Below are 24,959 nucleotides of genomic sequence, written 5' to 3'. Positions count from 1 at the left end.
AAACTTTAATTGTAACTAAATTGATTACATGTAATAATATAAGTTACAGGTTGCATCTTGTCAACATTTTTATTTTGGGGAGTTTCGGAGATATATTGGAGTTTTCGTCGATATATTGCAAGTTTCGGAGATATATCCAGTTTTCAGTCGATATAATTCAATTTTCGATGATATAACCGGATTTTCGTCGATATATATAAAAAAAGCACCATTCCTTTTAGAATGGTGCGCTTAAATTACATGTTTTTTTTCTTTTTCATTAGCAGTGCCATGCAGATTGTGATGAGCGTAAAAGCGATAAAGGCCAAAAACGGGATCGTGATGAATCCTAGCCAATTTATATACTCACCTGAGCAGGGAACACCGCTTTGGCACATTTCGAAATGCTGTAGTGCTGGAATTTTTTGCAGACTATAGTGATACCCTGACACCACCATGCCCAAAATCGATAATGGGAGGATGTATCGATAGATTTTCACGTCCTGTTCATAAAAGGCCCGGCCCAATAAGATAACGAGCGGGTACATCAGAATCCTTTGATACCAACAAAAGGTGCAGGGTACATAATGGAGAATCTCACTAAAGTAGAGACTTCCGGCAGTGGCGATGATGGATAGGATCCAAGAAAATAATAGTGGCTTGTTCATCACTATTTCTCCTTCGCTGCATCATCAACCATTTTCACTAAATCATCGATTGTATTTCCTTCAAATTTCTTGCCATTGACAAATAAGGAAGGAGTTCCAGTAACGCCCAATTCGTCGGCCATCTCCATATCCTTGTTCCATCGGTCCTCGGACTTTTCGGCTTTAAAAGAGGTAACGACCTTTTTCACATCTTTGTCATTTGCAATTTCTTTCAATGTTTCTTCTAAGAACTTGTCCGTAAACACATCTTCCTTTTCATATTTCAGGTCAGCTGGCTGTTTATCGAACAAAAGTTCATGAAATTTCCAAAAGGTCTCATTTCCTAATTCCTGATAAACACTTTCCGCGAATTTAGCGGATCTGGTTGAATCGACGTTAATGAACGAATAATTCATGAAATAAAATTGCGCTTTTCCTGTATCAATCAATTCACTTTGTATAGAGGGAAAGAATTGCTCCTCGAATGTCTTACAGACTGGACATTTATAATCCCCAAATTCCAAAATTTGCACAGGAGCCGATTTCTCTCCCAAATAAGGCTGTGCTTTATAATCGATTTCATTAACGGCAGTATCTTCGTCCTTCCCATTTGCCAAAAATATAAAGCCAATAATGATTACAGCGATTAACCCGATGATCCAAAACGTGAATGCAGAAGATTGTTTTTGATTACCCTTTTTTTTATTAGCCATCATATACCTCCATCACTTGTAGTTGTGTCATATTCATTATCCAGCCATAGCGGCAGATTTCAAGTTCCCCCTTCCTGCACCTTTCACCTGTAACTGATTCATTTACACGTTATAATATAAGTTTCACCATGCTGGTTTGTCAATTACACATACCTTTTATTTTTGCCTTTGCAGAAACGGCGTGACTTGACAAGGAAACGGTTAATGGATAAATATTATTCTTGCAGGCCATTATAACTTGTAACCACTTGAATTACATGTTAAATAATTTATACTATATAAGAATAGAGATTTTAAAGGAGAGAAAAAAGAGATGTCCATCAGTACCCGCTTTTCCGTAGGAATCCATATATTATCTCTTTTAGAAATAAACAAAGAAGGCGTTAACACTTCTGATTTTATAGCAAAAAGTGTAAACACCAACCCAGCCTTAATCAGAAAAATCACCGGCATGCTGAAGAATGCTGGTTTAGTGAATGTTCGGCCGGGTATCGCCGGAGCGACATTGGCCAAGGAATTATCGGATATCACTTTGCTCGATGTTTATCAAGCTGTCAACGTTGTCTCCGATAAAGAATTATTTGGAATCCATGAAAATCCTAATCCAGCATGCACTGTTGGAAGAAATATACAAGATGCAATAGAGCCTATCTTTTCAGTTGCTGAACTTGCCTTGGAAAAGGCATTGGGAGTGGTGACGATCGAGGATGTCGTCAAGTGTATTCTGGAAAAGGATAAAACTAATTAGCAAAAAAACACATGAGTCGGACTCATGTGTTTTTTCCTGCTTTCTATTTATACTTAGGAACTTCAATCGTCAATTTATAGGAATCTAGTAAACTATACAAATTATAAATCTGTTTCACTTGTTTTGTTGCCCAGCCAATATCAGTGGCATACTGGTGTGAAGCATATCCATATTTCTCTGCAGCTGTAGGATTCCATCTCATTTTGTAAAGCGTGTCCTGTCCAGCGGAGATATATCCTTTGGCGATGAATTCGGCACCGCCGATGATGGCCGCTTCTGGAGTGAACCAGCCTGCATTATAGGCGTATTGAGCGCCGCTGCTTAGTGCCGTTCCGTCAAATGCTCCCACTCCATACATATTATAGACCGTTTTCCCGTTCACCTTTACGCCAGTCGCTAACGGTGATGTGCCATTCCCGGTCTCCAGCAAAGCATGTGATATCAGGTAGATTTCATTGACCCCATATTTTTCACCTGCCGCAGTGAAGGTTGCAGCTTGGCCTTGTAAAATCCCTTTGCCTGAAAGGATTCGATTATTCACTTCTGAAACGTTCATGTTGGTGACTTGGGAAAGCTTGACGAATTGGAATGAATTGACTGGATCATTCACAAAGTTATTTGGGTTAAGATTATATTCTATATCTTCCGGACTGGCATTTACCCATGTCTTGTTATAGTCCACCTCATACCAATAGTAACCATCAGAGCCCTTTACTTTCGATTTAATATTCAATGATTGATTATTGCTGACAGGACCGACTACCCAATAATTAGAACCAGCTCCGCCCCTGACACGCCATCCGGTTCCTTTTACCGTACCTTTGGATGAACTGATCAAAGTTAATCCATCTTCACGTATGTAGGTTTTATACTTTTTATCCGTTTGACCATTTACGCCCATTTGAATTTCAACCATCTTTTCCATCGTAAGGTTATACTCTTTATCAATCCTGATTATCGATCCATTCGAACTACCCGGACCTTCCGGTGCTTTGGCCGTTAAATATTGCGTACTGACATACCCGGTTTTTCCATTGGCCGTGACTCTTGACCAGCCATTGGACTCTGAATAAACCGTTACGGCCGTATTGTTTACAAGCTTGGCTATAATTGAAGCGGTAGCTGATGCAGCAGACCGCATATTCAGACTGGAGCCATCATTCACATTTACATATTTAACTGACGTGTTTCCTTCTTCGTCTGGATTCAACCCCGGTAAAGGACCAGGCTTCGTTGCTGATAGATATTGCGTATTGACATAGCCCTCTCCGCCATACGCTTTAATATTTGACCAGCCATTTGATTCCGAGATGACTTCTACCTCTACACCTCTTGCCAATTTCACAATGACGGAAGCACTTTCTGATGGCTTATTCCGCATATTCAGTGAACCCGTGCTGACATTTACATATTTCGTTGTCGTTTTTTCAGGTATGGATGGTTTGGATTCCGTTCCAGGCTTTGTCGTCGAAAGATAGTTAGTACTGACATACCCATCCTTCCCATTTGCCTTGATTTTCGCCCAACCTTTTGATTCGGAATACACCGTCACTTCAGTTCCTCTTGAGAGCTTTGCGACTATGCTCGCACTTTCCGAACCGCTTTTTCTCATATTGAGTGTTCCAGAGCTTACGTTTACATATTTCGTCGTCGTTATTTCAGGTGTTACGGTCGTTGATCCCGATCCTGGCTTTGCAGCAGATAGATATTTGGTATTGACATATCCGTCCTTTCCATTGGCTTTGACTTTCGCCCAGTCATTGGATTCCGAATATACCGTCACTTTCGTTCCTTTTGAAAGCCTCGCGACTAAGCTTGCGCTTTCCGAACCGCTTTTTCTCATATTGAGCGTTCCAGAGGTTACGTTTACATATTTTGTCGTCGTTTTTTCAGGTGTGACAGCCGTTGATCCCGATCCTGGCTTTGTAGCAGACAGATACTTGGTGCTGACATATCCGTCCTTTCCATTGGCTTTGATTTTCGCCCAGCCATTGGATTCCGAATATACCGTCACTTTCGTTCCTTTTGAAAGTATTGCGACTATGCTTGCGGTAGCTTTTCCACTTTTTCGCATATTGAGTGAACCCGTGCTCACATTCACATATTTCGTCGTCGTTTTAGCAGGTGTGACTGCTGTTGATCCCGATCCTGGCTTTGTAGCAGACAGATACTTGGTGCTGACATATCCGTCCTTTCCATTGGCTTTGATTTTCGCCCAGCCATTGGATTCCGAATATACCGTCACTTTCGTTCCTTTTGAAAGTATTGCGACTATGCTTGCGGTAGCTTTTCCACTTTTCCGCATATTAAGTGAGCCCGTGCTCACATTCACATATTTCGTTGTCGTTTTAACCGTTGCCGCAGCTTTGGTTACCGTTCCGGGCTTCGTTGCCGATAGATACTTGGCACTGACATATCCTTCTTTTCCATTGGCTTTGATTTTCGCCCAGTCTTTCGATTCCGAATACACCGTTACCTGTGTTCCTCTTGTCAGCTTCGCGACCAGGCCGGCACTATCACTGCCGCTTTTTCGCATATTTAGTGAACCTGTGCTCACATTCACATATTTCGTTGTCGTTTTAACGGTTGCCGCAGCTTTGGTTACCGCTCCAGGCTTCGTTGCCGATAGATACTTGGTACTGACATAACCTTCTTTTCCATTGGCTTTGATCTTCGCCCAGCCTTTGGATTCCGAATACACCGTCACCTGTGTGCCCCTTGTCAGCTTCGTGACTATGCTGGCACTATCACTGCCGCTTTTTCGCATATTCAGTGAACCTGTGCTCACATTCACATACTTCGATGTCGTTTTAATGGTTATTGCAGTTTTCGATAAAGTCCCCGGCTTTTTTGCCGATAAATACTTGGTACTGACATATCCTTCTTTCCCATTGGCTTTGATCTTCGCCCAGCCTTTCGATTCCGCATACACCGTTACCTGTGTGCCATTTGCCAGCTTTGCAACTATGCTTGCACCTTCCGCCCCGGTTTTTCTCATATTGAGCGATCCGGAATTCACCTGTACAAACATGACGTCTTCAATATTGGCCTGTTCCGCATGTAGTGGAGCTGCAGATATTTTTTCTTCGAAAGCAACTGTCGACAACACTGCAAAACAGAAAGTTGGTATAATTAATTTCTTCATCTCATTCTCCCTACTAAAGAATTATTTTTTTAACATTTATTTAAATATCGGTTAAAATTAGTATAATAATATAGGTAAATATGCTTATTCGTTTAAAATATATCATATTCCTTTAGATCTACAGGGAGATAAACTGGATTGTAACATAATAGTAAACTATTAGACATTTAAGTAATTTAATAGAAATATTCGCAATGAAACTTACGTGACAGGAAAATGATGGATATAAAGTATATTGATATAATTACTAATCACTCAAATAAATAAGGATGAGACGAGCATCTTTCTGCCTAAATCGAATATATATATAGGGTAAGCATCGATCTTATATTTGACGGATCGATGCAATAACCTATATAATTACTGTATATAACTTATAAGAATCCTTCTGTTAAGGGGAGTAGCTATTCAATAAAGTCGTCAGTACAGGATTGAATCCTCGGCTTTATTGGCAACTGATTTTAGTTGTTTGCAAGACCTTGCCGATTATTTGGTGAGGTCTTTTAATTTTTAAAAGACGGTATAACCACTAATCGGTTGTACCGTCTTTTTTGATTCGAAAAATCGCACAATAGAGGTGAAAAGTATGCAGAACTATAATGAATTAGCTCAAAGCGTTAAGATTTCCGATGATAAAAAGCATATATTGCTTGATGCCGACCCATCTTTATCACTGATCGGAAAAGGCCGAAGCGCATATGTATTCCGAATACATTCCACCAATAAGGCACTAAAAGTGTTTTTCCCGGATCATACACACACAGCTAAAGTTGAAGCTGAAATATACAAAACCGTCCAATCCATCGAATACTATCCAACCCTATATGATGCGGGGGTAAATTACCTGGTTATAGATCACATTGAAGGCAATACTCTTTTTGAATGTTTAACATTGGGAATCCCGATAACGGAAGAAAACATTGCGGAGATAGACCATGCCCTGCAATTGGCAAGGAAAGAAGGATTGAATCCTTCGGATATCCATTTACGAAACATCTTCATCACTTCTGAAAAAAAGGTGAAGATCATTGACGTTGCAAGGTTTAAGCAAGTGAAATCCTGCAATCAGTGGCACGACTTGAAAAGTGCATTTCACCTTTTCTATTCGAAGTCATTTTTTCCGAAGAAGATCCCCAGCTTCATACTGAATTCCATTGCAGCGATTTATAAAAAGAGATTTCTGCCCATCTGATCCTTACTATAATAAAATCACATTGGAGGCACATATGAAAAAAATAATGACCATTGCCCTACTGTCCATCCTTACATTAAGCGGATGCTCAGCTTTAGAAGAAGTCAATTCATCATTGGAGTATGCAGATAATGCGACGGAATATGTAAATACCGTTAAGGATTTTTCCAATGAGGTGCCCGCACTGTCACAGGACGCCGTCACGAATGACGAAGCAAGAGCAAATCTTGAAAAAGAATTGGAATTGATGAAAACGGAGATTGAAGAATTCAATGCAACCGAACCACCAAAAATAGCTGAAGGCATCCATGAAAAGATCGTCAGCTCAAATCAACAGCTTTCAGATGGCATTGAATTATATCTGAATAATATTGAGAATGGCCAAATTAATCCTAAAGCATTGGAAGATTCAGAGATAATGAAATCAATCGATAATATAACAGGATTGGCAAAACAAATTGAAGAGTTGGGAAATTAAACATTCTTCAATGAATAAAAAGAGATCGCTTGAAACAAATTATTGACATGAAACCAAAAGGTTTTATATAATCAACAAAGCAAAACCAATTGGTTTCATATTTTCACTTAAAAAGGAGAATCAGTATGGAAAATACATTACAGGATATCAAGAAGACGATTATTCTTGAAGCACCTATCCAAAAAGTTTGGGATACAGTTTCAACTGCAGAGGGCATAGCTTCATGGTTCATGCCAAATGATTTTCAACCAAAAGTGGGACATGAATTCCATATGCAATCACCCTTCGGTCCATCTCCTTGTAAGGTAATGGAGTTAGATGCCCCTTATCGCCTTTCATTCAGTTGGGATACGGACGGTTGGTTCATTTCATTCATTTTAAAAGAACTGGACGGCAAAACGGAGTTCACCCTTATTCATGGCGGTTGGAAAGAGCCTGAAACGATTCTTCCGAAACCGAACGAAAAAAGCTCAGTAATTCGCGATAGAATGAATCATGGCTGGGAACAGATCGTTAACCAAAAACTTAAAAAGGTTGTTGAGGGCTAAGTGTCTGCAACAGAAAAACATGATGTATTTCAGGCTATCGCAGACCCGACCCGCCGAAAGGTCCTGCAGTTGCTTGCTGAAGGGGATTTACCCATTTCAGAAATCACTTCTCACTTTTCCATGAGCCGTACGGCGATTGCCAAGCATCTTCATATCCTTTCTGAAGCTGAATTGGTAAGTGGCCGGAAGGTAGGAAGAGAGAAACGCTTTCGACTTCAGCCAGAACCTTTAGCAGAATTGAAACAGTGGCTTTCATTTTACGATCAATTCTGGGATAACAAATTATCCATCCTTAAACATGTGATTGAAAATTCAGGGGAAAATGGATTGAAAGTCATCGAAAAAGAAAAGGACAAGGATAAACCATCATAATGAAGAAAACCCCCGGCGCATTGCACTGGGGGTTTTCTTCATTTGTTTATGCATCCATCTCAATATTGTGTACTTTGCGCTTCTTGATGACCATCGTCAGCAATAGCAGCAGATTAAAGACAATGATGCATCCAGTAAGGAACACTATACTAGTTGTCAATGCATCCGCTCCAAGGCTCGTACTCATCGCCTGACGGAAGCCCATGACAGAGTATGTCATCGGTATGAACGGGTGAACATGACTGAAGAAGTTATTGGTCAGTTCCACAGGGAACATCCCTCCGCTTGCACCTAGCTGTAGTACAAGGAATATCATCGCCAATAAACGACCTGGATTTCCAAACCCTACGGTCAAGAAGGTAACGATGAACATGAAGGTAAGGGAAGTCAGTATGGAAACCCCAATGAATTGCCCCATATTCTCGACCTGTAAATCCATTCCCCAAATCATGATCACATCCAACACTAATGCAGAAAGCGTCGCTTGGATGAATAGGACCGTAAATTTACTGAACCACCATGCAAATCCTGATGTAGGCCTAGTAGAAGGCAGGCCTGTCGGGAATCCCATATTGAAGGCAATAGCTCCAACAAATAACCCAAGAGACAATACATAAGGAGCCAGTGCATGACCATAATTCGGCACGTCACTGCTTTTTTGTTCTTTAACCTGTGTCGGTTCAGCAATCATGCTGTAATTATCATCGGTTGTTTTATTTTCACTTATTTCTTCTGCACCATCACTGAGTTTTTCCGAAAGCTCGACCGTTCCATCTTTAAGTGAGGAGATTCCATCACCCAATTTACCGGAACCTTCAGCAAGTGCTGATGAACCTTCATTGATCTTACCTGCGCCATCAGCAAGCTGGATGACTCCATTGCTCAAAGTAGGCAGATTGCTTGCCAATTGTTCAGTGCCTTTAACAAGTGCTGATGAGCCCTCGTTCAATGCCGCTGAGTTGGCATCCAGTTGATTGGCCCCATTAGCAAGTTTGCTTGCCCCTTCGCCAACTTGGCTAACACCAAATGCGTACTTCTCAAGACCATTTCCAAAGGAGGATGACCCTGCTTGCAGTTGTGAAACTCCATCAACCAACTGACCAGATCCCTCAGTTAGTTTTGAAAGGCCATTATTTAACGAGGAACCGCCTTGAGCTAACTGGTTGATCCCCTTCACTAATTCTGGTGTCCGTTCATTTAAACTTTGTGTTGCCGCCGTTAATTGATTGCTTCCTTCAACAGCTTCATTCATGCCGCCATTTAATTGGGTCGCACCAGGAATCAATTGTTCTTCCAGCGCATTCCTTATTGCCGTATATCCGTTTAACGCAGAAACGGCGTTTGGATTGACTTTATTCACCGCATTATTTAAATTGGCCACTTGTTCCGGAAGCTGGCCCAATCCATTCAATACAGGCATTACTTTATCCTTTAATTGCGTTGATAAGTCGGATACACTTGCAGCAAGAGTCGCTGCGATTTGTTTTTGTGCTTCCGCCTGGCTTTGTAGTTCATTTTGAACCGCTCCGATTAATTCGGATTGTTGCTCACTGGTCATGCTTTTGAAGGCTTCCGTGCTTTGAACGGCATTGATCGTGCTCTGGCCATTATTTGCAATCGTTGATTGAAGTTCCGTCAACGCCGCTTGACTGTTATTGAGGTCTTCGGTAATGCGGGATACGGTACCGGACGCGCTGCTTCCTGCGGGAACCGCTTCTTGCAATTGATTAACACCGCTTTGAATGCTTGTCAGTCCTTGCTTAAGCTGATTCAGCTGTTCTTCTGCGGGTAATTGGCCATCCATTTTTTTCAGGCCGTCATTTAACGCCTGGCCTCCTTCTGCCAGTTTATTGATTCCCTCATTTAAACTCTGCTGACCTGCTGCCAATTTTGGAATTCCAGTCGATTGGTCTGTCAGCTGGCTTGCATTTTGTGATAATTGATTCAACCCATCATTCAAATTCGCACTGCCTGTTTGCGCTTGTGCCAATCCAGTATTTAAAGTTTGCGCTCCTGGAACCACTTTGGCCAGCCCAGTGGACAGTTGGGAAGAACCTTGTATAAGTGCTTCACTATTATTAGTTAATTCCCCTGTGCCTGATGCGAGTTCGTCCGCACCCTTTTGCAACTCACCGACACCGGAAGTGTATTGTGAAATTCCCTTATTTAATTCCGACGCGCCACTTTCAAGCTTATTGGCTCCTTCCAAAAACTCGCCAACGCCAACTTGAAGTTTATTCGCTCCATCTTTAAAGGTTAATGTGCTGGAAGCTAATTTATTCAGATTTTCTGTCACTTCTTTGTTTCCATCATGCAGTTTTTCAGCACCATCATCCAGTTTTGATGCCCCATCTGCTGCATCGCCGAATCCTTCTCCGATTTCATCCAGTTGTGAGAAGATCGCTTCCGCATATTCTTTTGTGACACTTTCGGCAATTTCCGTTTTCAAATTATTCGTTGCCTGTTTTCCGACCGTTTCAGAAACGAAACTGCGTCCAGGATTCACGTCATACGTTAAATTCATTTTTTTTGGCTTATCATCCATGACGGTTGAAGCATTTTTTGAAAAGTCCTCCGGAATGGTAACGACCATATAATATGTACCATCATCGAATCCTTTTTTCGCCGCTTTTTCCGTTACGAAATGCCATTCCAAATCATCATTGTCCTTTAATTGCTCGATTAGCTCATTACCGACTGTTAAGGTTTTCCCCTCATATTCCGCCTTCACATCCTTATTCACGACCGCAACAGGTAATTTGCCTGTATTCCCGTATGGATTCCAAGCAGAACTAAGGAATAACCCCCCATAAATAATCGGAACGAACAGTAAAACGATTGCCACACCGACCAGTTTTCGATTTGTAAGGAAAAGCTTCCATTCTTGTTTAAGCATGTTCACTTCTTTTCACCTTTCTTTTCACGCAGTACATCACTCAATGACGCGGTATTCCAATTAAGAGTCGGTATGTCCGTGGTGCCAAAGCTTTCTTTAAGCAAATCCGCCACTGTCTGACTGGAAAAGAACTCTATTAAAAGTTGATCCGCCCGAGAAAACATCCGACGAAGGACATCCATTCCCTTCTCTGCATACTCTCCATCTTTAAACGCTTTTTCTATAAGTCCTGTATCCGGAAACATCGAAATGGGACCTTCCATCGCCTCAATTATTTCAAGGTTTTTAATCTTATCTACGCTTTTGGCAAGAGTAAGGCCGCCGTTATTACCAGGAACGGAAGTGATTATCTGCTTTACGACCAATTTCCTTATGATTTTTTTCAAATAAGAAGGAGACACCTCTAATCGCCTGCTGATCTCATTAGACGAAAGCGGAATATTTTTATCCTGGGTAGAGAGTATTACGATGATGCATATAGCTTGCTCTACCCCTTTTGTTAATTGCAAATCAGTTCACCTCTTTCATTATGTATGTGGATATCTGATATCCATAATGGATATTCGGTATCTATAATTAAAACCCGTTTCACCTTAGAAATCAAGTCATTTATAGAAAAAATTTCTAAAAAAAGATGAACCCCTCATTACAGCTCCATGCGGGGTTCACCTTTTCAAGATCTTTTATAGGTCATTTAGAAATTCATTGACCGCTTCTGGAGTTTTAGCATTTGCACTGTGCAGGTGCGCAACCTTTTCCCCATTTTTAAATACTAATAGTGATGGAATTCCCATTACCGTTTGCTCTTCAGAAATCTCAGGGAACTCGTCACGATCGATCGTAAACCACTGTTTGTCTTGATGTTCTTGAGTGATCTCACCGATGAACATGTCTAAACGTTTGCAGTCCGGGCACCATGTAGTCGTAAAAATCCCGACCGTCAGTCCCTCTTGGTTGATTTGTTCACGATATTCTTGTTCTGTATTGATATTTTTCATGATCGTCTCCTCCGGGCTTTTCTTATCATCATACTTTAATCCATGAATTAATGTACTCAAGGATTAATATATAATTAATTCCTTCACAGCACAAACGGTTTATCCTAAAAGTATCTAACTCTTGCCCGGTTATGCTTTGCGCGATGCCGCCTTTTCTTTGTGTCCAAATCTCTCGTTTATGAAAGAAGAAATCCTCGAAATGAATTCCCTATTTTCATCGATGAAAAGATAGTGGCAGCTTTTTTCAAAAATGGTCAATTCACTGCCAGGAATCTTTTCGGCGATGAGAATCGATGCCTCTACAGGAGTGATCCAATCGTGACGGCCTCCTGCCACTAATGTTGGACACTCTATTTGATTCAACTCGTCCACTAAGTCAAATGTTTTTAAAAATTTGACCCCTTCATTAGCCGCTTCCAAATTAAAATTCGATTTCTTCTTTCTCATTATCTCTTTTTCCGCTTCAGATCTTACTTTTCCCCTTATGAATAAAAATAGAGCGGTTCCATGACTATACTGAATTCATTCTGCCATTTGCTGTTTTTCCATAGTCCCCTCGAATAGAAGTCTTGCCATCCTTCTTTGATCATCCGTCCCGGTTTCCTCTATTTTCACCAACGCTCTTTCTCCGAAAATATGGCTTGGCAGTACAACCAGGTCTTGTTTAAGTTTTTTCATTCGTTATCGCACTTTTTTCTACCCGTCCGCTCCTCATGGTTCGGGGTGTCACTTACGAACCTCTTTGGCCACAAAACTGAAAAAGCCTGAAGCGGTTTTCTGCTCCAAGCTTTTTTTAGCTTTTGGTCTTCATGTAAATGTAAAACAAAGTTTGATCAAAACACACTATAAAGAATTAATACCATCGAGTATATAAATAATCCCACCAATAACCACCACCATATACACCTTGAAAGAGAACATTAGCAGTAGCACGTGCAGTATACCCTGCATCGTTAACCTGCATAAAGTTTAATGAAAATAGGTTTAAAATGATCTAAGATACTTCACTGCCGTCTCAGCATATATCTCGGCAGATTCCACTAAGCTCTCCACTGAAACCCGCTCATCGTACCCATGGATAGTTTGTTCCAGCCCAGGACCATAAAGGACGGTGTCAATGCCATGGCGCCGGAAGTGACTGGCATCACTTGAACCAAGCAAAAGTAAGCTGAAGACGGGTTCCTCCATTCCAAGGACACTCTGAATTCCCAGTTCTATGGCCCTTACAATTGGACGATTCTCTAAGGTCCAGTTCGGGTTAGTACAGGGTACTATAGGCTCTACAATCGCACCTGGCGCTACAGCACTAACAAGATTCCTAGCGACATCAAGTACAAACTCGGACTTCATACCGAATGGAACCCGGGTATCCACTTTAATGATACACTTGTCTGCGACGACGTTCACATTTGTTCCGCCCTGGATTACACCTGGATTGTAAGAGGGACGATAAAGTAACTGTGACAATAAGGGATTTCCTGGATACTGAGATAGGAGCCACTCAGTATTGTACAAAAGTTGACAAGGCTCTGCCGGAGGCGTTGCCTTGAGCTCCCATAGCTTGGTTAGTGCTTCGACCGCGGCTGCCCCTCTTCGTATGGCGGAGATTCCATAAAGCGGTTGTAGGCTGCCATGATCTGCCTGACCTGGTATGAACACCTGCATCCATGCCTTGCCCTTTTCGCCGGCATTCGGATGGTGGGGGTCCGTTGGTTCACCAATCAGACAAGCATCACCTTTAATCAATCCTTGTTCCAGGAGCGAGGCCACCTCAATGCCGCCAGTCTCTTCATCCGGAGAGGCAATAACTCCTAGGCTACCTTTCAAATTAAGAGCGGGGGCGAACTCCTGAAGTAGCCCAGCCACAAAAACCAGTGATGCCAAGCCTCCTTTCATATCGGAGGCTCCCCTACCCAAAAGCATACCCGCTCTGACTTCTCCAGAGAAAGGATTGAAGGTCCAATGTGAACAATCGCCAGCAGGTACGACATCTGTATGTCCACAAAATAGGAGCCGTGGACCAGGTACCCTGGTTAAGGGAGCATCACAGACCACGGTAACCAACGAATTTTCGCTACGGCGGTGCTCGGTAATCAAGAACCCTTTTGCTGCTAGGTATCGGCTAATATGGCGTCCCATTTCTGCTGACCGCTTCTTAAACTCGGGCGATGGGTTTTCAGATGGAATTCGAATAAATGAAGCAGCAAGTTCGACTAATTCCTGTTGCCTTGACCTTATCAGCTGCCGGATTATTCTGGTACTCATATAAATTCATCCCCTCCATGTCCAGCATTAGCCGCAGTATTTTAGCCGCAGTATTTCTATACTATTCTATGTACTGTTCCTAGATCATATTTCTGAGGCTAAAAGTGGGGAAACATTTGATACATGTTATTTTAAAGTCTCGTTCAATGCTATAGTTAAACTTAATGAGCCAAAAATATATAGGGGTAATGCCTAACCTCCGTTATCTTAACAGCAATTCTTTCAACTATTTGGCTGATTATACTTGACTGGTTTTAATTTCATAAATCCTTTGCCATCCAATGAAATATCCAGTTGCTGATTTATGACTAGCGAAAGCGGAAAGATTTTCGACTCTTTATCCGAGAAAATCCAACGCCGTTTCCTTGGACCTAAAAGTAAAAACGAACCTGCTTCATGTTCCCCCATGAAATTCAATCCATCTTCACTTATTGCCTCACCCTTCCTTACAGGTACACCATTACTGATCAACTGATTTCCCAAAGCCCTGACTTCATCTGTCGTAATGTTTATTTCACTGATGCACAGGACGTTTTGTGCTGAAAAAGACTCAGCCTCGGATTCGGGTGATACGGAATATCTCGATATGAACTCGACAATGTTGCCTGAAGGGTCTAAAAAATAAAAAGAATGTGCGTCTGAAAAGCTGAAATAAACTTCGTCATCATCATCTTCTCTAGTCAATTTCACTTTTGATTTCGCCCATGCTTTTGCCGAAGTAAATAAATTGGTCGGTATGTTCATGGCAAAATGGTAAAAAGGCTTTCCTTTGTGATGATATTTTTTAATTTCAAGCACACTTTCCCCTGCCTTTATTACAAAACCATCATCAGTTTGCGATAAAAACTCAAATCCTAACACATCAACATAAAAACTCCGCATTTCATCCAAGACATGACTGTACAAAGTGACCTTATTGATAATCAACGTTCAATCCCCCTCCGATTAACAAATATTGTAAAGATATCCTGCATTTATGCAAACATTCCGTACTATTCAAAATCTATATAATTCTATTCACCCTCCCTTTTTTCACCATAAATATCCAATGAATTAGCGACAAGCCAACTCAAAAAGGACCACCAAATCGGTGGTCCTCGCTTCTGCTTCATTGAAGATCTCGCAGTTAACTCTCCATTAGCTCAATTTACATCTTAAAAAGGTTCACTCTTTAATTTTCAGTCCAAGCATGGCTGCAAAGACTATAGCTTGGTCCGGGGAAACTTCGCATCCCTTTAAATCCTCCGGGGATACGGTAAGCCTTTGAAATGTAGAACTGCTAATATCAATTCCTTTGAGCGGTGTCCGGGAAAAGTTCACTTCATTTAATCTGCATGTTTCAAACTTCACTTTAATGAATTTACATTCATAATAATCAGCACTTTCCAATGAGCAATGATCGAACTTCACTAGCTTTAAACTGGAATAACCAAAAGCACTTAAATTAAGGTTGCAATTCTCAAAGGAGACATTCCCTAAACTTGCGTCAGACAGGTTAATGCCTAAAAGTTTGGACTCTTTGAATTCCACCCGATGAATCGAGCCGCCCATGAAATCGGCATTCGTCAAATCGCAATGATCAAAAATGACATCCGTCAGCTCAATATTCCTGAATGATACATCGCTGAATGTCACATTTTTAAAAACAATCTGTGATAATACGATTTTTTCCATATTTTCTCTATCGATCGTGCAATTAGTTATGATACAGGACTCAAGATAAGGCTCATCTTGATAATATATTTCCTGAAAGTTCGCTTGGGGTAAGTCATGGGGAATCTTTGGCTGTTCAATTTTTATTTTGCCTGACATATTATCACCTTTTCGCTTTATTCTTCAATCACTGGATAACCCTATATCCAACCGATAAGGGTTCATCGCCGGTAATATAGCAACTGGTCTACTAAATTTCGACTTAACTATAAACTACATTTCAGTGAAGTTCAATCTAAGAATTTCGCGGAAATGACTATTATTTTTCGTTATTTTGTGTCATCTTTCCAAAAAAAAAGCTGCCTCATTGGCAGCCTTGCTTACTTCATGAACGTATTGAATCCTCTTGGCATCCGGAAATAATATAGAACTCCACTAAATATGGCTATCATTCCGCCTATCAGAAAAAGTGCTTGAAAGATATTTCCTCCAACAGTCGGGGAATTGGATACAAAACCACTTGAAAGCAGAAAAAGGATACCCAATCCAAAGAAGAATAGTGCCATTTTTTTAATCCTTCTTTTGAATAGGATATATCCCGTAAGTATGATAAAGTACGATGCGGCTAAGACCATAAGAAGTGGAAATAGCGGCTTGAATTTTGCGGCATACACGAAATAATCAAAACTCGAAATATCATCTGCTTCCATCCTCTGATCATCATTAACTTGTGTGAAATGGGTGGAATACTTCCATTCCCAAGGTCTATCCAGGATTTCACTGCCTTCGTACCAGGTACAAAACATAAAAACGATAAAGAAAAGTGCAGTGATAATCATTTGTAAAAAAATGCTAAATGTCAATATCATCTCCTCCAGCTGTCATTATACCAATAAATGGTTATTTTTCAACCCGAGCTTACGGTGTTAAAGCAATATGTAAACAAACACTGTTTCCTGAATAATATAATCTAACCACTTTTAAGGAGCGTTTGAGATATGATCACTCATGGAGATGACCTCCTTATTTCAGGAGCATGGTTACTTGGCATCGGCACACTTGTAGGTGCAATCGGGCAAACCCGGCAAACTTTAACGGGGACTAACCTCGGAAAAGATCTTGTCCTCAAAGGGAATGGCATTGAGGCCGTTGGAAATTCGCTGCAAGCAATCGGCCGTTCGAAAATGCTGAACTCGGATAATGAACGATCGGAAACCTATTTCATATTCGGTGCTTGGCTTGAGGCTATTGGCAATATCGCAAATGCAGTTGGAATAGATATGCAGTTGAGTGGTTCAGAGGAAGAGGGCACCAGAACCGATGCACTTGGCAGTGGAATCCAAGGACTAGGTGCCGCATTTGAAGCATTCGGGGCATCATTGACGGAGGAGTCCATTTCACGCTCTTTTGAGATCAAGGGAAATGGACTCATTGCAGCCGGTTCTTTTTTGGAATCGGTCGGAAATATCTTCATTTTAAACGAAAAACGACGGATGGGAGAACAAATTCTTTTACTAGGCAGCTGGACCCAAGTTTTCGGTGCATTTATATTGATCGAGGCCTTTTCACTTGGCCCAGAACCCGAACCAGAGAAAGGGAAAGATGGACATAACGGCCATTATAGCTATGCCAACTATTGCGTATGATTAAGGGGCCGTGAGTTCGTTCTTCCTCCGATCGGGATCTTCGAAATATACAGCATAATGATCCTTCCCACCGGCAATTAATGTTTGTCGGCATAAAGGATGGCAAATCCTCTGCCCATTAACTTTCTAGTGATCTCATCAACATGATGCCGGGAAGCAGCAGACCCACTCGCTCGCCCTCTATGATAGGGAATGCGATAACCTTAAAGGTTTACAGCCCTTTCCCCCCGACCCCTTTATCAAAACCACCACTTACGCAGGTCCACTTATTTTAAGATTCCGTCGTAAACCTCTCCGCCGACATTTATTTTGATAATTTTCAGGCGATTGGTATTTTTGACGAAAACGGTTTTATATTGTTTTTCACCGTTCAACTCAATAAGGAATACTCGTTTACCATCGTTATCCGTTTCCTTATTGAAAGTATAGTCTTCATTGCCGATTTGCTCGATGATTTTGTCATATTCGGGCAAAGAAGACCACCTCTCATGATTATGACTTGTTTGAGTTTCTGTTTGCGAAGGTTGTTTTTGTTGTTCATTTTCAGTTTGGGTTTGATTTTCATCTGTTGTTAGGACAGATTTTTCCCCGTTTTCATCCGCTTTGTCATTATTGCAAGCAGTTAGCATTGTTACTGTGGCAATTAACGCGATCATAGATTTATTCATGCTTCACATCATCTCCTATTCCTATATTCCCATTCATTTTAGCTAAAAACCTGATTTAACTAAACAATACATATCCGAGTGGACAGAATGGATTTGTTTTGGTATTATAGTTACTCAGGGTAACAATTACTCACGATAACTATATATTGATAAGAGGTGTTTCTGATAAAGACTTTCCAAAAATTCTTTCAGCAATTATTACTGCTGTACCGGCCGTTTGAAAATAATCTTAATATCCAGCTGAATAAGCATGATTTACACAGGGCGCAATGGTCCATTTTACATTTCTTAATCAATAATGGTTCGGCGACGCTTGTAGAGCTTGCCAATTATCAAAGTGTGGAAAAACCAACGATTACGAGGACCATTAGCCGCTTGGAAGAGCTGGGGTATGTCGAGCATGTGCCAAGCAAAGATAGACGCGAGAAAAGAATGCGGCTTACGGAGCTTGGCAAAAAAATTTACAGTGAAGTCCGCGTGACAATCGATCAATACGAACAGGATATCTTGCAAGGAATCACTGAAGAGGAACAACTTGCAGCCATACGCATCATGGGCGAAATAAGAAATAACATTATAAAGTAAGGAGATAATAAAATGGATCAATCCAGAGCCAGACTGTGGACGAAGGACTTTGTCATCGTTTCGTCCATCAATTTTTTCATCACATTAATCTTTTATTTACTGATGGTGACACTTGCCATCTATGCTGTTAATGAATTGGATGCTTCTACAAGTGAAGCCGGACTCATATCGGGTATTTTTATTATCGGGACGTTAATCGGACGTCTATTCATCGGCCGTTTCATTGATTCAATCGGCCGGAAGAAAACATTATTCATAGGCTTGATCTTTTTCACTTTGACAACACTTCTATATTTTGTGGACCTTGGAATTGGCTTCCTGCTTGTTAACCGCCTGATTCATGGGATGGCGATGGGGATGGCTAGTACTGCGACAGGCACGATCGTCGCCCAGATCATCCCGGCAACTCGAAAGGGAGAAGGCATCGGCTATTACAGCATGAGTGCAACGCTTGCGACGGCAATCGGTCCTTTCATCGGTCTGTATATGGCTCAACATACAAGCTTCCAAGTCATTTTCAGTTTCTGCCTGGCTTTAGGGGTAATCTCCCTGATTACAGCATTCTTCTTGTATGTCCCGGCATTGAAAGTGACTGCCAAAGTTACGGAAAGCAAAGGATTCAAGCTTTCCAATTTCATTGAACCTAAGGCACTGCCCATCTCAATCATCACTTTGTTATTGGCATTCTGTTATTCCAGTGTCCTTTCTTTCATCAGTTTTTATGCCATTGAAATCGATCTGGTCAATACGGCAAGCTTCTTCTTTGTAGTTTACGCAGTAGCCGTATTGTTATCACGTCCTTTTTCAGGACCATTGATGGACCGGAAAGGATCGAACTTCATTATGTATCCGGCTTTCATTATTTTCGGAATCGGATTGCTCCTTCTAAGTATGACAACCAATAGTTTCACTTTACTGGCAGCCGGTTTCCTAATTGGCCTTGGATTCGGTAATATGCAATCCAGCTCACAGGCGATTGCCGTTAAACTGACACCGCCTCACCGAATGGGGATGGCAACGTCCACCTTCTTTATCATGCTTGATGCAGGACTTGGATTCGGCCCTTATATTCTGGGATTCATCATTCCGGTAACAGGTTACAGCACACTTTATGTCATCTTGGGCGTTTTGGTCATCGCAACCTCCGTCCTTTACTACTTCTTGCACGGCAAGAAGGAACGTACAGCCAGAACGAACTTGGCTTCCATTTAAAATAAAAAGGGATATCCCATTGGGGGATATCCCTTTTTCATTTAAAGCTTTTTGAAACAGCTTCTAGCTATATTAGGTCCTTATTTTATTTCCAGGTCATCGATATAAAGTTCAAAACCTTTGCTGTTCTTTTTATTTATGACTGTTTCACCTTTATATAAAGTCTTTCCAGTCTTTATATCTGCAATCAGAAGTTTGGCAGGTTTGTATGTTAATAAGCCATCCTGATTCATTCCGTTCAATAGGAAGTACACACGCCCGTTCTTAAAGGCAGCGGTATATTGCTCTTCTTTATTAGCAGCTATATCCAGCTCCGTGTCATTCGTTAATGTTTGACTGCTGAGGTCAAACGTTTTAATGCGATATTTACCTGATTTCATTTCAACTACATAAAGGTTTTTTCCGTCTGCATAACCTGATCTAGCCATGTCCAGGCTAAGTGATCCTTTTTTAACCGTTTCTAATTTTTCCGTTTCATAATTATAAGATAAAAGCTTGCTTTCTTTTAGTTTTTCCTCATAAGGACCCTCCTCATGATTTACTCCTTTAATTAATGAAATGAATACCATATTGTTTGGCTTTGAGGGAGCAACATCGATTGGCATCTGAAAATCAACTTGATTAGGGTCAGTAAAGGTTTCAGATACAAGGGTTTTATCGCTCAAGATTTTTTTATTGGCTACATCTATCGTATACAGATGAACCTCTTTTGTCTGCTTCTCATTGTTGGAATTCACATCATTCATCGTTAAAACCTGTAGTTTTGAATGGACCAATTGCACATCTCTGACATCAATATTCATGATTCTCCCTTGATTCGGAAGTTCAATTTGGAAAGAAGTTTCCTCTTCATCTTTCTTTTCCAGTAAACCGATATCAAACTTTGCTTCCATCTTCCCGTTATTCGTAATATCGCTATTCACCCAAGCATAAGCAAGAAAATCATCGTCTTCATATAAAGAACTAATGGAATCCTTGCCACGCATAAATGAACGATGTTCTTTTACCAATCTTTCAATTAGATGATCTTGTCTTCCAGTTAAGTTCTCCAAGTAAGACATTTCGCTGGCATATGTCGTTGTATTGGATTCAATTGTTAATGGTTCATAAAATGTACTGCCATTTTGAAGCGTAGCATTTATGATCACCGGATCAAGCTCTTTATCGCTGCCTTCCAGTGTCTTGAACGTATACTTTGGAAGGCTGGAAGCGGAGGAAGCTACTTTGACATAATAGGTCCCGATGCTTAAGATGACAACCATTCCAATAATGATGCTGCATAAATAACGTTTCACCTTGTTCACTCTCCTTTAAAGTTGTTATACGGTAACCCGATTTTTCAATAACCAAGCACCAAGCCAAACCGATAATCCTGTCAAAATGATCCCTATTGCGAGCATCAGGCTAAATAATTCATTAGGATAGAAATAGAAATTCCCGATTTCCATTAAAACTGGGGCTAAAAACAACACAGCAGCGATTCCGCAATATAACAAGCCCATTATGATTCCTTTTATGCGGAAACTTCTTTCAAACATGATCGCCGTGAATAATATCGACATGATCATAAGACCGATGCCATAGGAAAGCAGGAATTGCGTGAACGTGCTTGGGATGATCAATGACAAAATCGGACTGAGTTTCGTAATGGTGAAAGTTGACATTTCATTCAAGAGCGCTTGTGGCACATTTGAATTAAATAGGGCATTTTCCATTGGTAAAATGATGATTTGGAAAGCAATCAACCCTAATACCATCAGGAAGATGGCCGTAGCTTTTGAAAGGTAGATCGATAATCTGGATGTCGGTAACATCAATAGACGATAAATGAATGTATTCTTTCCAAGCCAATCACGATACCAAATAAGGAAAATGTAAAAAATAAGGGCAACCGCACTCAGCGCTATCGGTCCTACAAACAAGAGGGTATCTGCGATAAAATTAAAGTCAAATCTTCCATAATTGGTAATATAAGCGGCTTCAGATAGTCTTTCTTCTTTCATGACATCCCTGGCATCTTTAAGAAGGCTCTTCGTTACGATGATCACTCCGGCAAATTGCGAGACCAAGGTTATCAACAATAAGCTAAGATAGATTTTACTGAAACGGTTGATTTCAAAGTTCACTAGTTTTATATATCGCATCATGATTGATACACCTCTCTCATTACATCGACTACCGATTTCCCTTCCTCTTCACGCATTTCTTCTGTATTGAACTCTTTAAGCACTGTACCGTTATCCAATAAAATGACCTTATCGATCAAATGTTCAATATCACCGATTTCATGGGTCGTGATGATGACTCCTCTATCTTCAATCAGGTGGCTCGCAAAGACATCGGCAATTTGCTCGCGGCTAAACATATCGATTCCCGAAAATGGTTCGTCCATCAGTACATAATCGACGTCAAGGGACAAACCAAGCATCAGGTTAAGCTTAGCTGTATTCCCTTTTGACAATTCCGAAATGCGATTCTCCTCTTTAAGCTTGAAAAACCCCATTAGCTGGTTAGCTCTTTCCGGATTCCAGGACGTATAGAAATCCGACATGAAAACCATTGCCTGTTTAATGGTCATTTGCGGAAGCATGGTCGGTGCGTCCGGAATGAAGGTGATTTTTTCATAACTGTCCTTTGTCATCTTTTGATCATCGATCAGGATTTCACCTTTATATGGCGTCAATCCCATGATCGCTTTGAGTGTAGTCGTTTTACCGACACCATTTATACCGATCAGACAAGTGACTTCGCCTTTATTGGCTGTAAATGAAACATCATCCAAGATCTTTTTCCGTCCATAATTCTTGGAGATCTTTTTTACTTCTATCATTGTTCTTCCTCCTCCCTTATTTCTTCCGAGTATTTTTCTTTAACCACACGAAGCAGTTCATCAACCGGTACATTAATCGGACGAATCGCATCGACAAACGTATCGACGGCTGCCAAAATCAATTCCTGCCTTACAGCCTGTAGTATCGTTTCATTCGTGGTGATTTGACTGGGGAAATTTCGTTCTGTATGAATCAAGCCCTGTTCCTCCATTTCTTTATACGCTTTTTGAGCGGTATTGGGATTTATATTAAGTGAAGCCGCCAGTTCTCTTCGGGAGGGAATTTCCTGCCCCGCCACGAAATTACCAATGGCTATTTGTTCTTTAAAATGCCTAACGACTTGCAGATATACCGGTTCCCGGGTATTTACGTTCATTAAAACCACCCCCTATTTATTAAAAAAAGCCTGATATACGTGTATGTACTAAGTGGTTCATACACCTTATAGATGTACTATACCCGTAATACACCTAAGCTGTCAACAAGGAATTCCAAAAAAATGAAAACCCCGTATGCGCAGTGCAGACGGGGTTTTTCCTTAGTTGCTTTTCATGGAGATGCTAAAATCTCATTGAAATAGACTCATCGAGGATATACAAACCATTGCCTTGAAATCGTTCTACAAATGCTGAAAAGAACGATTCCCCATGAGATTGCTGGTGAAGTGATTTTCCACCGAAGGAATCAATGATTTTCGACCCAAACGATGCCTCCCTGTCCAATTCCTCTATATTGGTAGCTAAATTATAAAAGGTTTCCGCCCTAAAGAAAAAATGATCCTTCGGTTTGTATACGCCTTTTTTCAAACGGAGGTATTCGTCCAAATTGGAATGTGAATCATAATTGGAGAAATGAAATTTAACGTTCCGCCTTCCGGATTGAAGCCATACGCAATCGCAATACCTTCAAGCAAGGTGGACTTCCCCATTCCATTTTCCCCGATGACATAGGTAACACTTGGATGAAAAGCAACTTCCTGAAGATGCCTGATAACCGGCAGATCAAGAGGGAAATGGTCATACGAAGATATTCGGTCTCTATTGAGGTAGATGCCCCTGATGTACTGTGAATCATAATCTAGTTTCATTTGTAATCACCTTCTGTAGAATATATTTAGAGCTCTGATATGTCCTTAACGTTCAAATCCAAGACGCCATAGCCTCAATTGATAGATTGATAATGTTCGATTCTAAATGACCACCCACTTTGGATGCAATTCAATTAAACTTCCTGTAATGCGATGGGTTGAAACGTTCACTCCCGATTCGTTTATCAGGGAAGGCAATTCCTTATCCGCATACCTTTGATGTGAAAATTCACTGTCCCATATTGAGGCGACAAGGTATCTGCCGTTTTGCCTTTTTCTACCGAATGCGCCAGACAGCATGCCCTTGCTCCCTACTTCTTTTAGCACCTGCTCAAAACGGGCTCGTTTATCCTTTTCAACAGAACAGTCAGCCACTCGCAGTAATTTCCCCTTGCCGAAAAAAGCTGTAATGTCTGTTGTTCCTATATTGAAAATACTCTCGAATATATCGACAGAAATATTTGTATAAGTACTTCCCTGGTCACTCTTCCCGAATATTGCATCATGCTGATGCTGCATGAAACTTTGATAGACATGGAGATTTTTCCAAACGGAGAGAATGCCTGCTTCAAAGGGTTCATATCTATTCCACCCTCCGATTTGACCCATGAAACCAGCACAATGACGCAATTCTACCCATCCCTCTTGTGCTTTTGAAAATGAACGCTTGTTTTCCTCATTCACTTGGCATTTAATCCACTTCATTAACATGATGATTACCACGCTTCGCCCAATGTTTCGCTTTTTCATCAACCTTTTTGATAAAATCATTTTTCCCGTTAACATATCCTTTAATATCATCTGGGAATTCCGCTGCCAAGCGCTGCTTCAGCCTACTATATTTTTGTGCTTCATCAGGGTGTGATAGCAAATAATCCCGAAAAGCGAGGTGTCTGGCTATTTCCTCATGTCCTTTTTCAAACATGTGAATATGGTGCGTCCTCTCATCCCCGCCTTTATGAAAAAACCGTCGTCCGGCGATTCCGTTCTCGCCCCTGGCATCATACCCTATCTCTTCCATCTCTTTATTAAAATCAGCCACACATTCCACATCTTTAACCACTGCCAAAATATCTATTACTGGCTTGGCATGGATGGCCGGTATGGCCGTACTGCCAATATGGTATAACTCTATCATTTCAGGCCCGAAAATATCCTCTAATTTTTGGTATTCATCATGAAATAGCTTTGACCATTCTTTCTTATATAGAACAACCTCGACCTTTCTCATGTAAGCCTCCTTGATAGGAATTGGCATTTACATTCCTTTTGATTATTTCCTTATTTTAACACCAA

Annotated in this window: 27 protein-coding genes and 1 pseudogene; 8 read left to right on the top strand and 20 right to left on the bottom strand. The window is 40.9% G+C overall.

The window, feature by feature from the left end:
* Positions 1 to 236: 236 nt before the first annotated feature.
* Together ACQKMF_RS20675 and ACQKMF_RS20670 are read right to left on the bottom strand one after the other, a co-directional pair.
* On the bottom strand, positions 237 to 647 hold the full coding sequence (locus ACQKMF_RS20675; RefSeq protein WP_427574711.1) for a disulfide oxidoreductase: 411 nt from the start codon (positions 645 to 647) through the stop codon (positions 237 to 239).
* A gap of 2 nt (positions 648 to 649) precedes the next feature.
* Positions 650 to 1,339 (bottom strand): DsbA family protein, encoded by a 690-nt coding sequence (locus ACQKMF_RS20670; protein WP_427574709.1) that lies wholly within the window; start codon positions 1,337 to 1,339, stop codon positions 650 to 652.
* Between the two features lie 313 nt (positions 1,340 to 1,652).
* Between ACQKMF_RS20670 and ACQKMF_RS20665 the strand changes: the two genes are divergently transcribed.
* Positions 1,653 to 2,087: an Rrf2 family transcriptional regulator gene (locus ACQKMF_RS20665; protein WP_402944238.1), complete on the top strand. Its 435-nt coding sequence runs from the start codon at positions 1,653 to 1,655 to the stop codon at positions 2,085 to 2,087.
* Between the two features lie 43 nt (positions 2,088 to 2,130).
* On the opposite strand, the gene ACQKMF_RS20660 is transcribed toward ACQKMF_RS20665, so the two are convergent.
* Positions 2,131 to 5,232 carry an SH3 domain-containing protein gene (locus ACQKMF_RS20660; RefSeq protein WP_427574707.1) on the bottom strand — a complete coding sequence of 1,034 codons (3,102 nt, stop codon included), beginning with the start codon at positions 5,230 to 5,232 and terminating at the stop codon, positions 2,131 to 2,133.
* 586 nt (positions 5,233 to 5,818) lie between these two features.
* Between ACQKMF_RS20660 and ACQKMF_RS20655 the strand changes: the two genes are divergently transcribed.
* The 4 genes from ACQKMF_RS20655 (at position 5,819) to ACQKMF_RS20640 (ending at position 7,822) form a co-directional block, all read left to right on the top strand.
* Positions 5,819 to 6,424, top strand: coding sequence for a protein kinase family protein (locus tag ACQKMF_RS20655; protein ID WP_101224808.1), 606 nt, complete (start codon positions 5,819 to 5,821; stop codon positions 6,422 to 6,424).
* A gap of 34 nt (positions 6,425 to 6,458) precedes the next feature.
* Positions 6,459 to 6,902, top strand: a complete 444-nt coding sequence (locus ACQKMF_RS20650; protein WP_402944246.1) for a DUF6376 family protein — start codon at positions 6,459 to 6,461, stop codon at positions 6,900 to 6,902.
* 119 nt (positions 6,903 to 7,021) lie between these two features.
* Positions 7,022 to 7,450, top strand: coding sequence for an SRPBCC family protein (locus ACQKMF_RS20645; protein WP_101225029.1), 429 nt, complete (start codon positions 7,022 to 7,024; stop codon positions 7,448 to 7,450).
* Positions 7,451 to 7,822, top strand: coding sequence for an ArsR/SmtB family transcription factor (locus ACQKMF_RS20640; protein ID WP_101224810.1), 372 nt, complete (start codon positions 7,451 to 7,453; stop codon positions 7,820 to 7,822).
* Between the two features lie 46 nt (positions 7,823 to 7,868).
* Here ACQKMF_RS20640 and ACQKMF_RS20635 read toward each other — a convergent pair whose 3' ends face one another.
* The 9 genes from ACQKMF_RS20635 to ACQKMF_RS20595 all read right to left on the bottom strand — a co-directional run bounded on the left by ACQKMF_RS20635 (position 7,869) and on the right by ACQKMF_RS20595 (position 16,497).
* Complete coding sequence (locus ACQKMF_RS20635) at positions 7,869 to 10,718, bottom strand: YhgE/Pip family protein (RefSeq protein WP_427574757.1); 2,850 nt, start codon at positions 10,716 to 10,718, stop codon at positions 7,869 to 7,871.
* A 2-nt stretch (positions 10,719 to 10,720) separates the two neighbouring features.
* Positions 10,721 to 11,227, bottom strand: a complete 507-nt coding sequence (locus tag ACQKMF_RS20630; protein ID WP_101224812.1) for an Rrf2 family transcriptional regulator — start codon at positions 11,225 to 11,227, stop codon at positions 10,721 to 10,723.
* Between the two features lie 174 nt (positions 11,228 to 11,401).
* Complete coding sequence (locus tag ACQKMF_RS20625; RefSeq protein WP_427574755.1) at positions 11,402 to 11,764, bottom strand: thioredoxin family protein; 363 nt, start codon at positions 11,762 to 11,764, stop codon at positions 11,402 to 11,404.
* Positions 11,765 to 11,845: 81 nt separating this feature from the next.
* Positions 11,846 to 12,163: an alpha/beta fold hydrolase gene (locus tag ACQKMF_RS20620; RefSeq protein ID WP_427574703.1), complete on the bottom strand. Its 318-nt coding sequence runs from the start codon at positions 12,161 to 12,163 to the stop codon at positions 11,846 to 11,848.
* A 75-nt stretch (positions 12,164 to 12,238) separates the two neighbouring features.
* The gene (locus ACQKMF_RS20615) at positions 12,239 to 12,394 is read right to left on the bottom strand and encodes a hypothetical protein (protein WP_402944254.1); all 156 of its coding nucleotides are present in this window, start codon (positions 12,392 to 12,394) and stop codon (positions 12,239 to 12,241) included.
* Between the two features lie 306 nt (positions 12,395 to 12,700).
* Positions 12,701 to 13,981, bottom strand: a complete 1,281-nt coding sequence (locus tag ACQKMF_RS20610) for a M20 family metallopeptidase (RefSeq protein ID WP_427574701.1) — start codon at positions 13,979 to 13,981, stop codon at positions 12,701 to 12,703.
* 222 nt (positions 13,982 to 14,203) lie between these two features.
* Positions 14,204 to 14,908: a VOC family protein gene (locus tag ACQKMF_RS20605; protein ID WP_427574699.1), complete on the bottom strand. Its 705-nt coding sequence runs from the start codon at positions 14,906 to 14,908 to the stop codon at positions 14,204 to 14,206.
* A gap of 237 nt (positions 14,909 to 15,145) precedes the next feature.
* On the bottom strand, positions 15,146 to 15,793 hold the full coding sequence (locus tag ACQKMF_RS20600) for a pentapeptide repeat-containing protein (protein ID WP_402944263.1): 648 nt from the start codon (positions 15,791 to 15,793) through the stop codon (positions 15,146 to 15,148).
* Between the two features lie 221 nt (positions 15,794 to 16,014).
* Positions 16,015 to 16,497, bottom strand: coding sequence for a DUF4306 domain-containing protein (locus ACQKMF_RS20595; RefSeq protein WP_402944267.1), 483 nt, complete (start codon positions 16,495 to 16,497; stop codon positions 16,015 to 16,017).
* A gap of 135 nt (positions 16,498 to 16,632) precedes the next feature.
* On the opposite strand from ACQKMF_RS20595, the gene ACQKMF_RS20590 reads away from it, so the two are divergent.
* Positions 16,633 to 17,280 (top strand): DUF6944 family repetitive protein, encoded by a 648-nt coding sequence (locus ACQKMF_RS20590; RefSeq protein WP_101224818.1) that lies wholly within the window; start codon positions 16,633 to 16,635, stop codon positions 17,278 to 17,280.
* 266 nt (positions 17,281 to 17,546) lie between these two features.
* Here the strand turns inward: ACQKMF_RS20590 and ACQKMF_RS20585 are convergent, their stop codons facing one another.
* Positions 17,547 to 17,948 carry a hypothetical protein gene (locus ACQKMF_RS20585; protein WP_427574696.1) on the bottom strand — a complete coding sequence of 134 codons (402 nt, stop codon included), beginning with the start codon at positions 17,946 to 17,948 and terminating at the stop codon, positions 17,547 to 17,549.
* A 165-nt stretch (positions 17,949 to 18,113) separates the two neighbouring features.
* On the opposite strand from ACQKMF_RS20585, the gene ACQKMF_RS20580 reads away from it, so the two are divergent.
* Together ACQKMF_RS20580 and ACQKMF_RS20575 are read left to right on the top strand one after the other, a co-directional pair.
* Positions 18,114 to 18,533 carry a MarR family winged helix-turn-helix transcriptional regulator gene (locus tag ACQKMF_RS20580; protein WP_230177961.1) on the top strand — a complete coding sequence of 140 codons (420 nt, stop codon included), beginning with the start codon at positions 18,114 to 18,116 and terminating at the stop codon, positions 18,531 to 18,533.
* 12 nt (positions 18,534 to 18,545) lie between these two features.
* Positions 18,546 to 19,745: an MFS transporter gene (locus tag ACQKMF_RS20575; RefSeq protein ID WP_230177797.1), complete on the top strand. Its 1,200-nt coding sequence runs from the start codon at positions 18,546 to 18,548 to the stop codon at positions 19,743 to 19,745.
* An 80-nt stretch (positions 19,746 to 19,825) separates the two neighbouring features.
* Here ACQKMF_RS20575 and ACQKMF_RS20570 read toward each other — a convergent pair whose 3' ends face one another.
* The 7 genes and pseudogenes from ACQKMF_RS20570 to ACQKMF_RS20540 form a co-directional block, all read right to left on the bottom strand.
* Complete coding sequence (locus ACQKMF_RS20570) at positions 19,826 to 21,040, bottom strand: hypothetical protein (RefSeq protein WP_427574694.1); 1,215 nt, start codon at positions 21,038 to 21,040, stop codon at positions 19,826 to 19,828.
* 24 nt (positions 21,041 to 21,064) lie between these two features.
* Entirely contained in the window at positions 21,065 to 21,892 is an 828-nt protein-coding gene (locus ACQKMF_RS20565; protein ID WP_427574692.1) for a hypothetical protein, read from the bottom strand.
* Entirely contained in the window at positions 21,889 to 22,575 is a 687-nt protein-coding gene (locus ACQKMF_RS20560; RefSeq protein ID WP_034310708.1) for an ABC transporter ATP-binding protein, read from the bottom strand. Before ACQKMF_RS20560 ends, ACQKMF_RS20565 begins: the two co-directional genes overlap by 4 nt.
* Positions 22,572 to 22,952 carry a GntR family transcriptional regulator gene (locus tag ACQKMF_RS20555; protein WP_048686641.1) on the bottom strand — a complete coding sequence of 127 codons (381 nt, stop codon included), beginning with the start codon at positions 22,950 to 22,952 and terminating at the stop codon, positions 22,572 to 22,574. Before ACQKMF_RS20555 ends, ACQKMF_RS20560 begins: the two co-directional genes overlap by 4 nt.
* 205 nt (positions 22,953 to 23,157) lie before the next feature.
* Positions 23,158 to 23,663: pseudogene (locus ACQKMF_RS20550) on the bottom strand (AAA family ATPase); the annotation flags it as partial.
* A 102-nt stretch (positions 23,664 to 23,765) separates the two neighbouring features.
* On the bottom strand, positions 23,766 to 24,374 hold the full coding sequence (locus tag ACQKMF_RS20545; protein ID WP_402944289.1) for a YdbC family protein: 609 nt from the start codon (positions 24,372 to 24,374) through the stop codon (positions 23,766 to 23,768).
* Positions 24,355 to 24,894, bottom strand: a complete 540-nt coding sequence (locus ACQKMF_RS20540; protein ID WP_402944292.1) for a GrpB family protein — start codon at positions 24,892 to 24,894, stop codon at positions 24,355 to 24,357. Before ACQKMF_RS20540 ends, ACQKMF_RS20545 begins: the two co-directional genes overlap by 20 nt.
* Positions 24,895 to 24,959: the final 65 nt, after the last annotated feature.

It is taken from the genome of Peribacillus sp. NPDC101480 (assembly GCF_050277335.1).
Taxonomy (GTDB): domain Bacteria; phylum Bacillota; class Bacilli; order Bacillales; family DSM-1321; genus Peribacillus.
This window is presented reverse-complemented; position numbering and strand designations above follow the sequence as displayed.

Bases quoted from the DNA above. Each gene is read 5' to 3' on its own strand.
- ACQKMF_RS20650 (WP_402944246.1), top strand. From the start codon at position 6,459: ATGAAAAAAATAATGACCATTGCCCTACTGTCCATCCTTACATTAAGC.
- ACQKMF_RS20540 (WP_402944292.1), bottom strand. From the start codon at position 24,894: ATGAGAAAGGTCGAGGTTGTTCTATATAAGAAAGAATGGTCAAAGCTA.
- ACQKMF_RS20545 (WP_402944289.1), bottom strand. From the start codon at position 24,374: ATGTTAATGAAGTGGATTAAATGCCAAGTGAATGAGGAAAACAAGCGT.
- ACQKMF_RS20615 (WP_402944254.1), bottom strand. From the start codon at position 12,394: ATGAAAAAACTTAAACAAGACCTGGTTGTACTGCCAAGCCATATTTTC.
- ACQKMF_RS20575 (WP_230177797.1), top strand. From the start codon at position 18,546: ATGGATCAATCCAGAGCCAGACTGTGGACGAAGGACTTTGTCATCGTT.
- ACQKMF_RS20585 (WP_427574696.1), bottom strand. From the start codon at position 17,948: ATGAATAAATCTATGATCGCGTTAATTGCCACAGTAACAATGCTAACT.
- ACQKMF_RS20590 (WP_101224818.1), top strand. From the start codon at position 16,633: ATGATCACTCATGGAGATGACCTCCTTATTTCAGGAGCATGGTTACTT.
- ACQKMF_RS20670 (WP_427574709.1), bottom strand. From the start codon at position 1,339: ATGGCTAATAAAAAAAAGGGTAATCAAAAACAATCTTCTGCATTCACG.
- ACQKMF_RS20620 (WP_427574703.1), bottom strand. From the start codon at position 12,163: ATGAGAAAGAAGAAATCGAATTTTAATTTGGAAGCGGCTAATGAAGGG.
- ACQKMF_RS20675 (WP_427574711.1), bottom strand. From the start codon at position 647: ATGAACAAGCCACTATTATTTTCTTGGATCCTATCCATCATCGCCACT.
- ACQKMF_RS20555 (WP_048686641.1), bottom strand. From the start codon at position 22,952: ATGAACGTAAATACCCGGGAACCGGTATATCTGCAAGTCGTTAGGCAT.
- ACQKMF_RS20565 (WP_427574692.1), bottom strand. From the start codon at position 21,892: ATGATGCGATATATAAAACTAGTGAACTTTGAAATCAACCGTTTCAGT.
- ACQKMF_RS20655 (WP_101224808.1), top strand. From the start codon at position 5,819: ATGCAGAACTATAATGAATTAGCTCAAAGCGTTAAGATTTCCGATGAT.
- ACQKMF_RS20635 (WP_427574757.1), bottom strand. From the start codon at position 10,718: ATGCTTAAACAAGAATGGAAGCTTTTCCTTACAAATCGAAAACTGGTC.
- ACQKMF_RS20610 (WP_427574701.1), bottom strand. From the start codon at position 13,981: ATGAGTACCAGAATAATCCGGCAGCTGATAAGGTCAAGGCAACAGGAA.
- ACQKMF_RS20600 (WP_402944263.1), bottom strand. From the start codon at position 15,793: ATGTCAGGCAAAATAAAAATTGAACAGCCAAAGATTCCCCATGACTTA.
- ACQKMF_RS20665 (WP_402944238.1), top strand. From the start codon at position 1,653: ATGTCCATCAGTACCCGCTTTTCCGTAGGAATCCATATATTATCTCTT.
- ACQKMF_RS20560 (WP_034310708.1), bottom strand. From the start codon at position 22,575: ATGATAGAAGTAAAAAAGATCTCCAAGAATTATGGACGGAAAAAGATC.
- ACQKMF_RS20660 (WP_427574707.1), bottom strand. From the start codon at position 5,232: ATGAAGAAATTAATTATACCAACTTTCTGTTTTGCAGTGTTGTCGACA.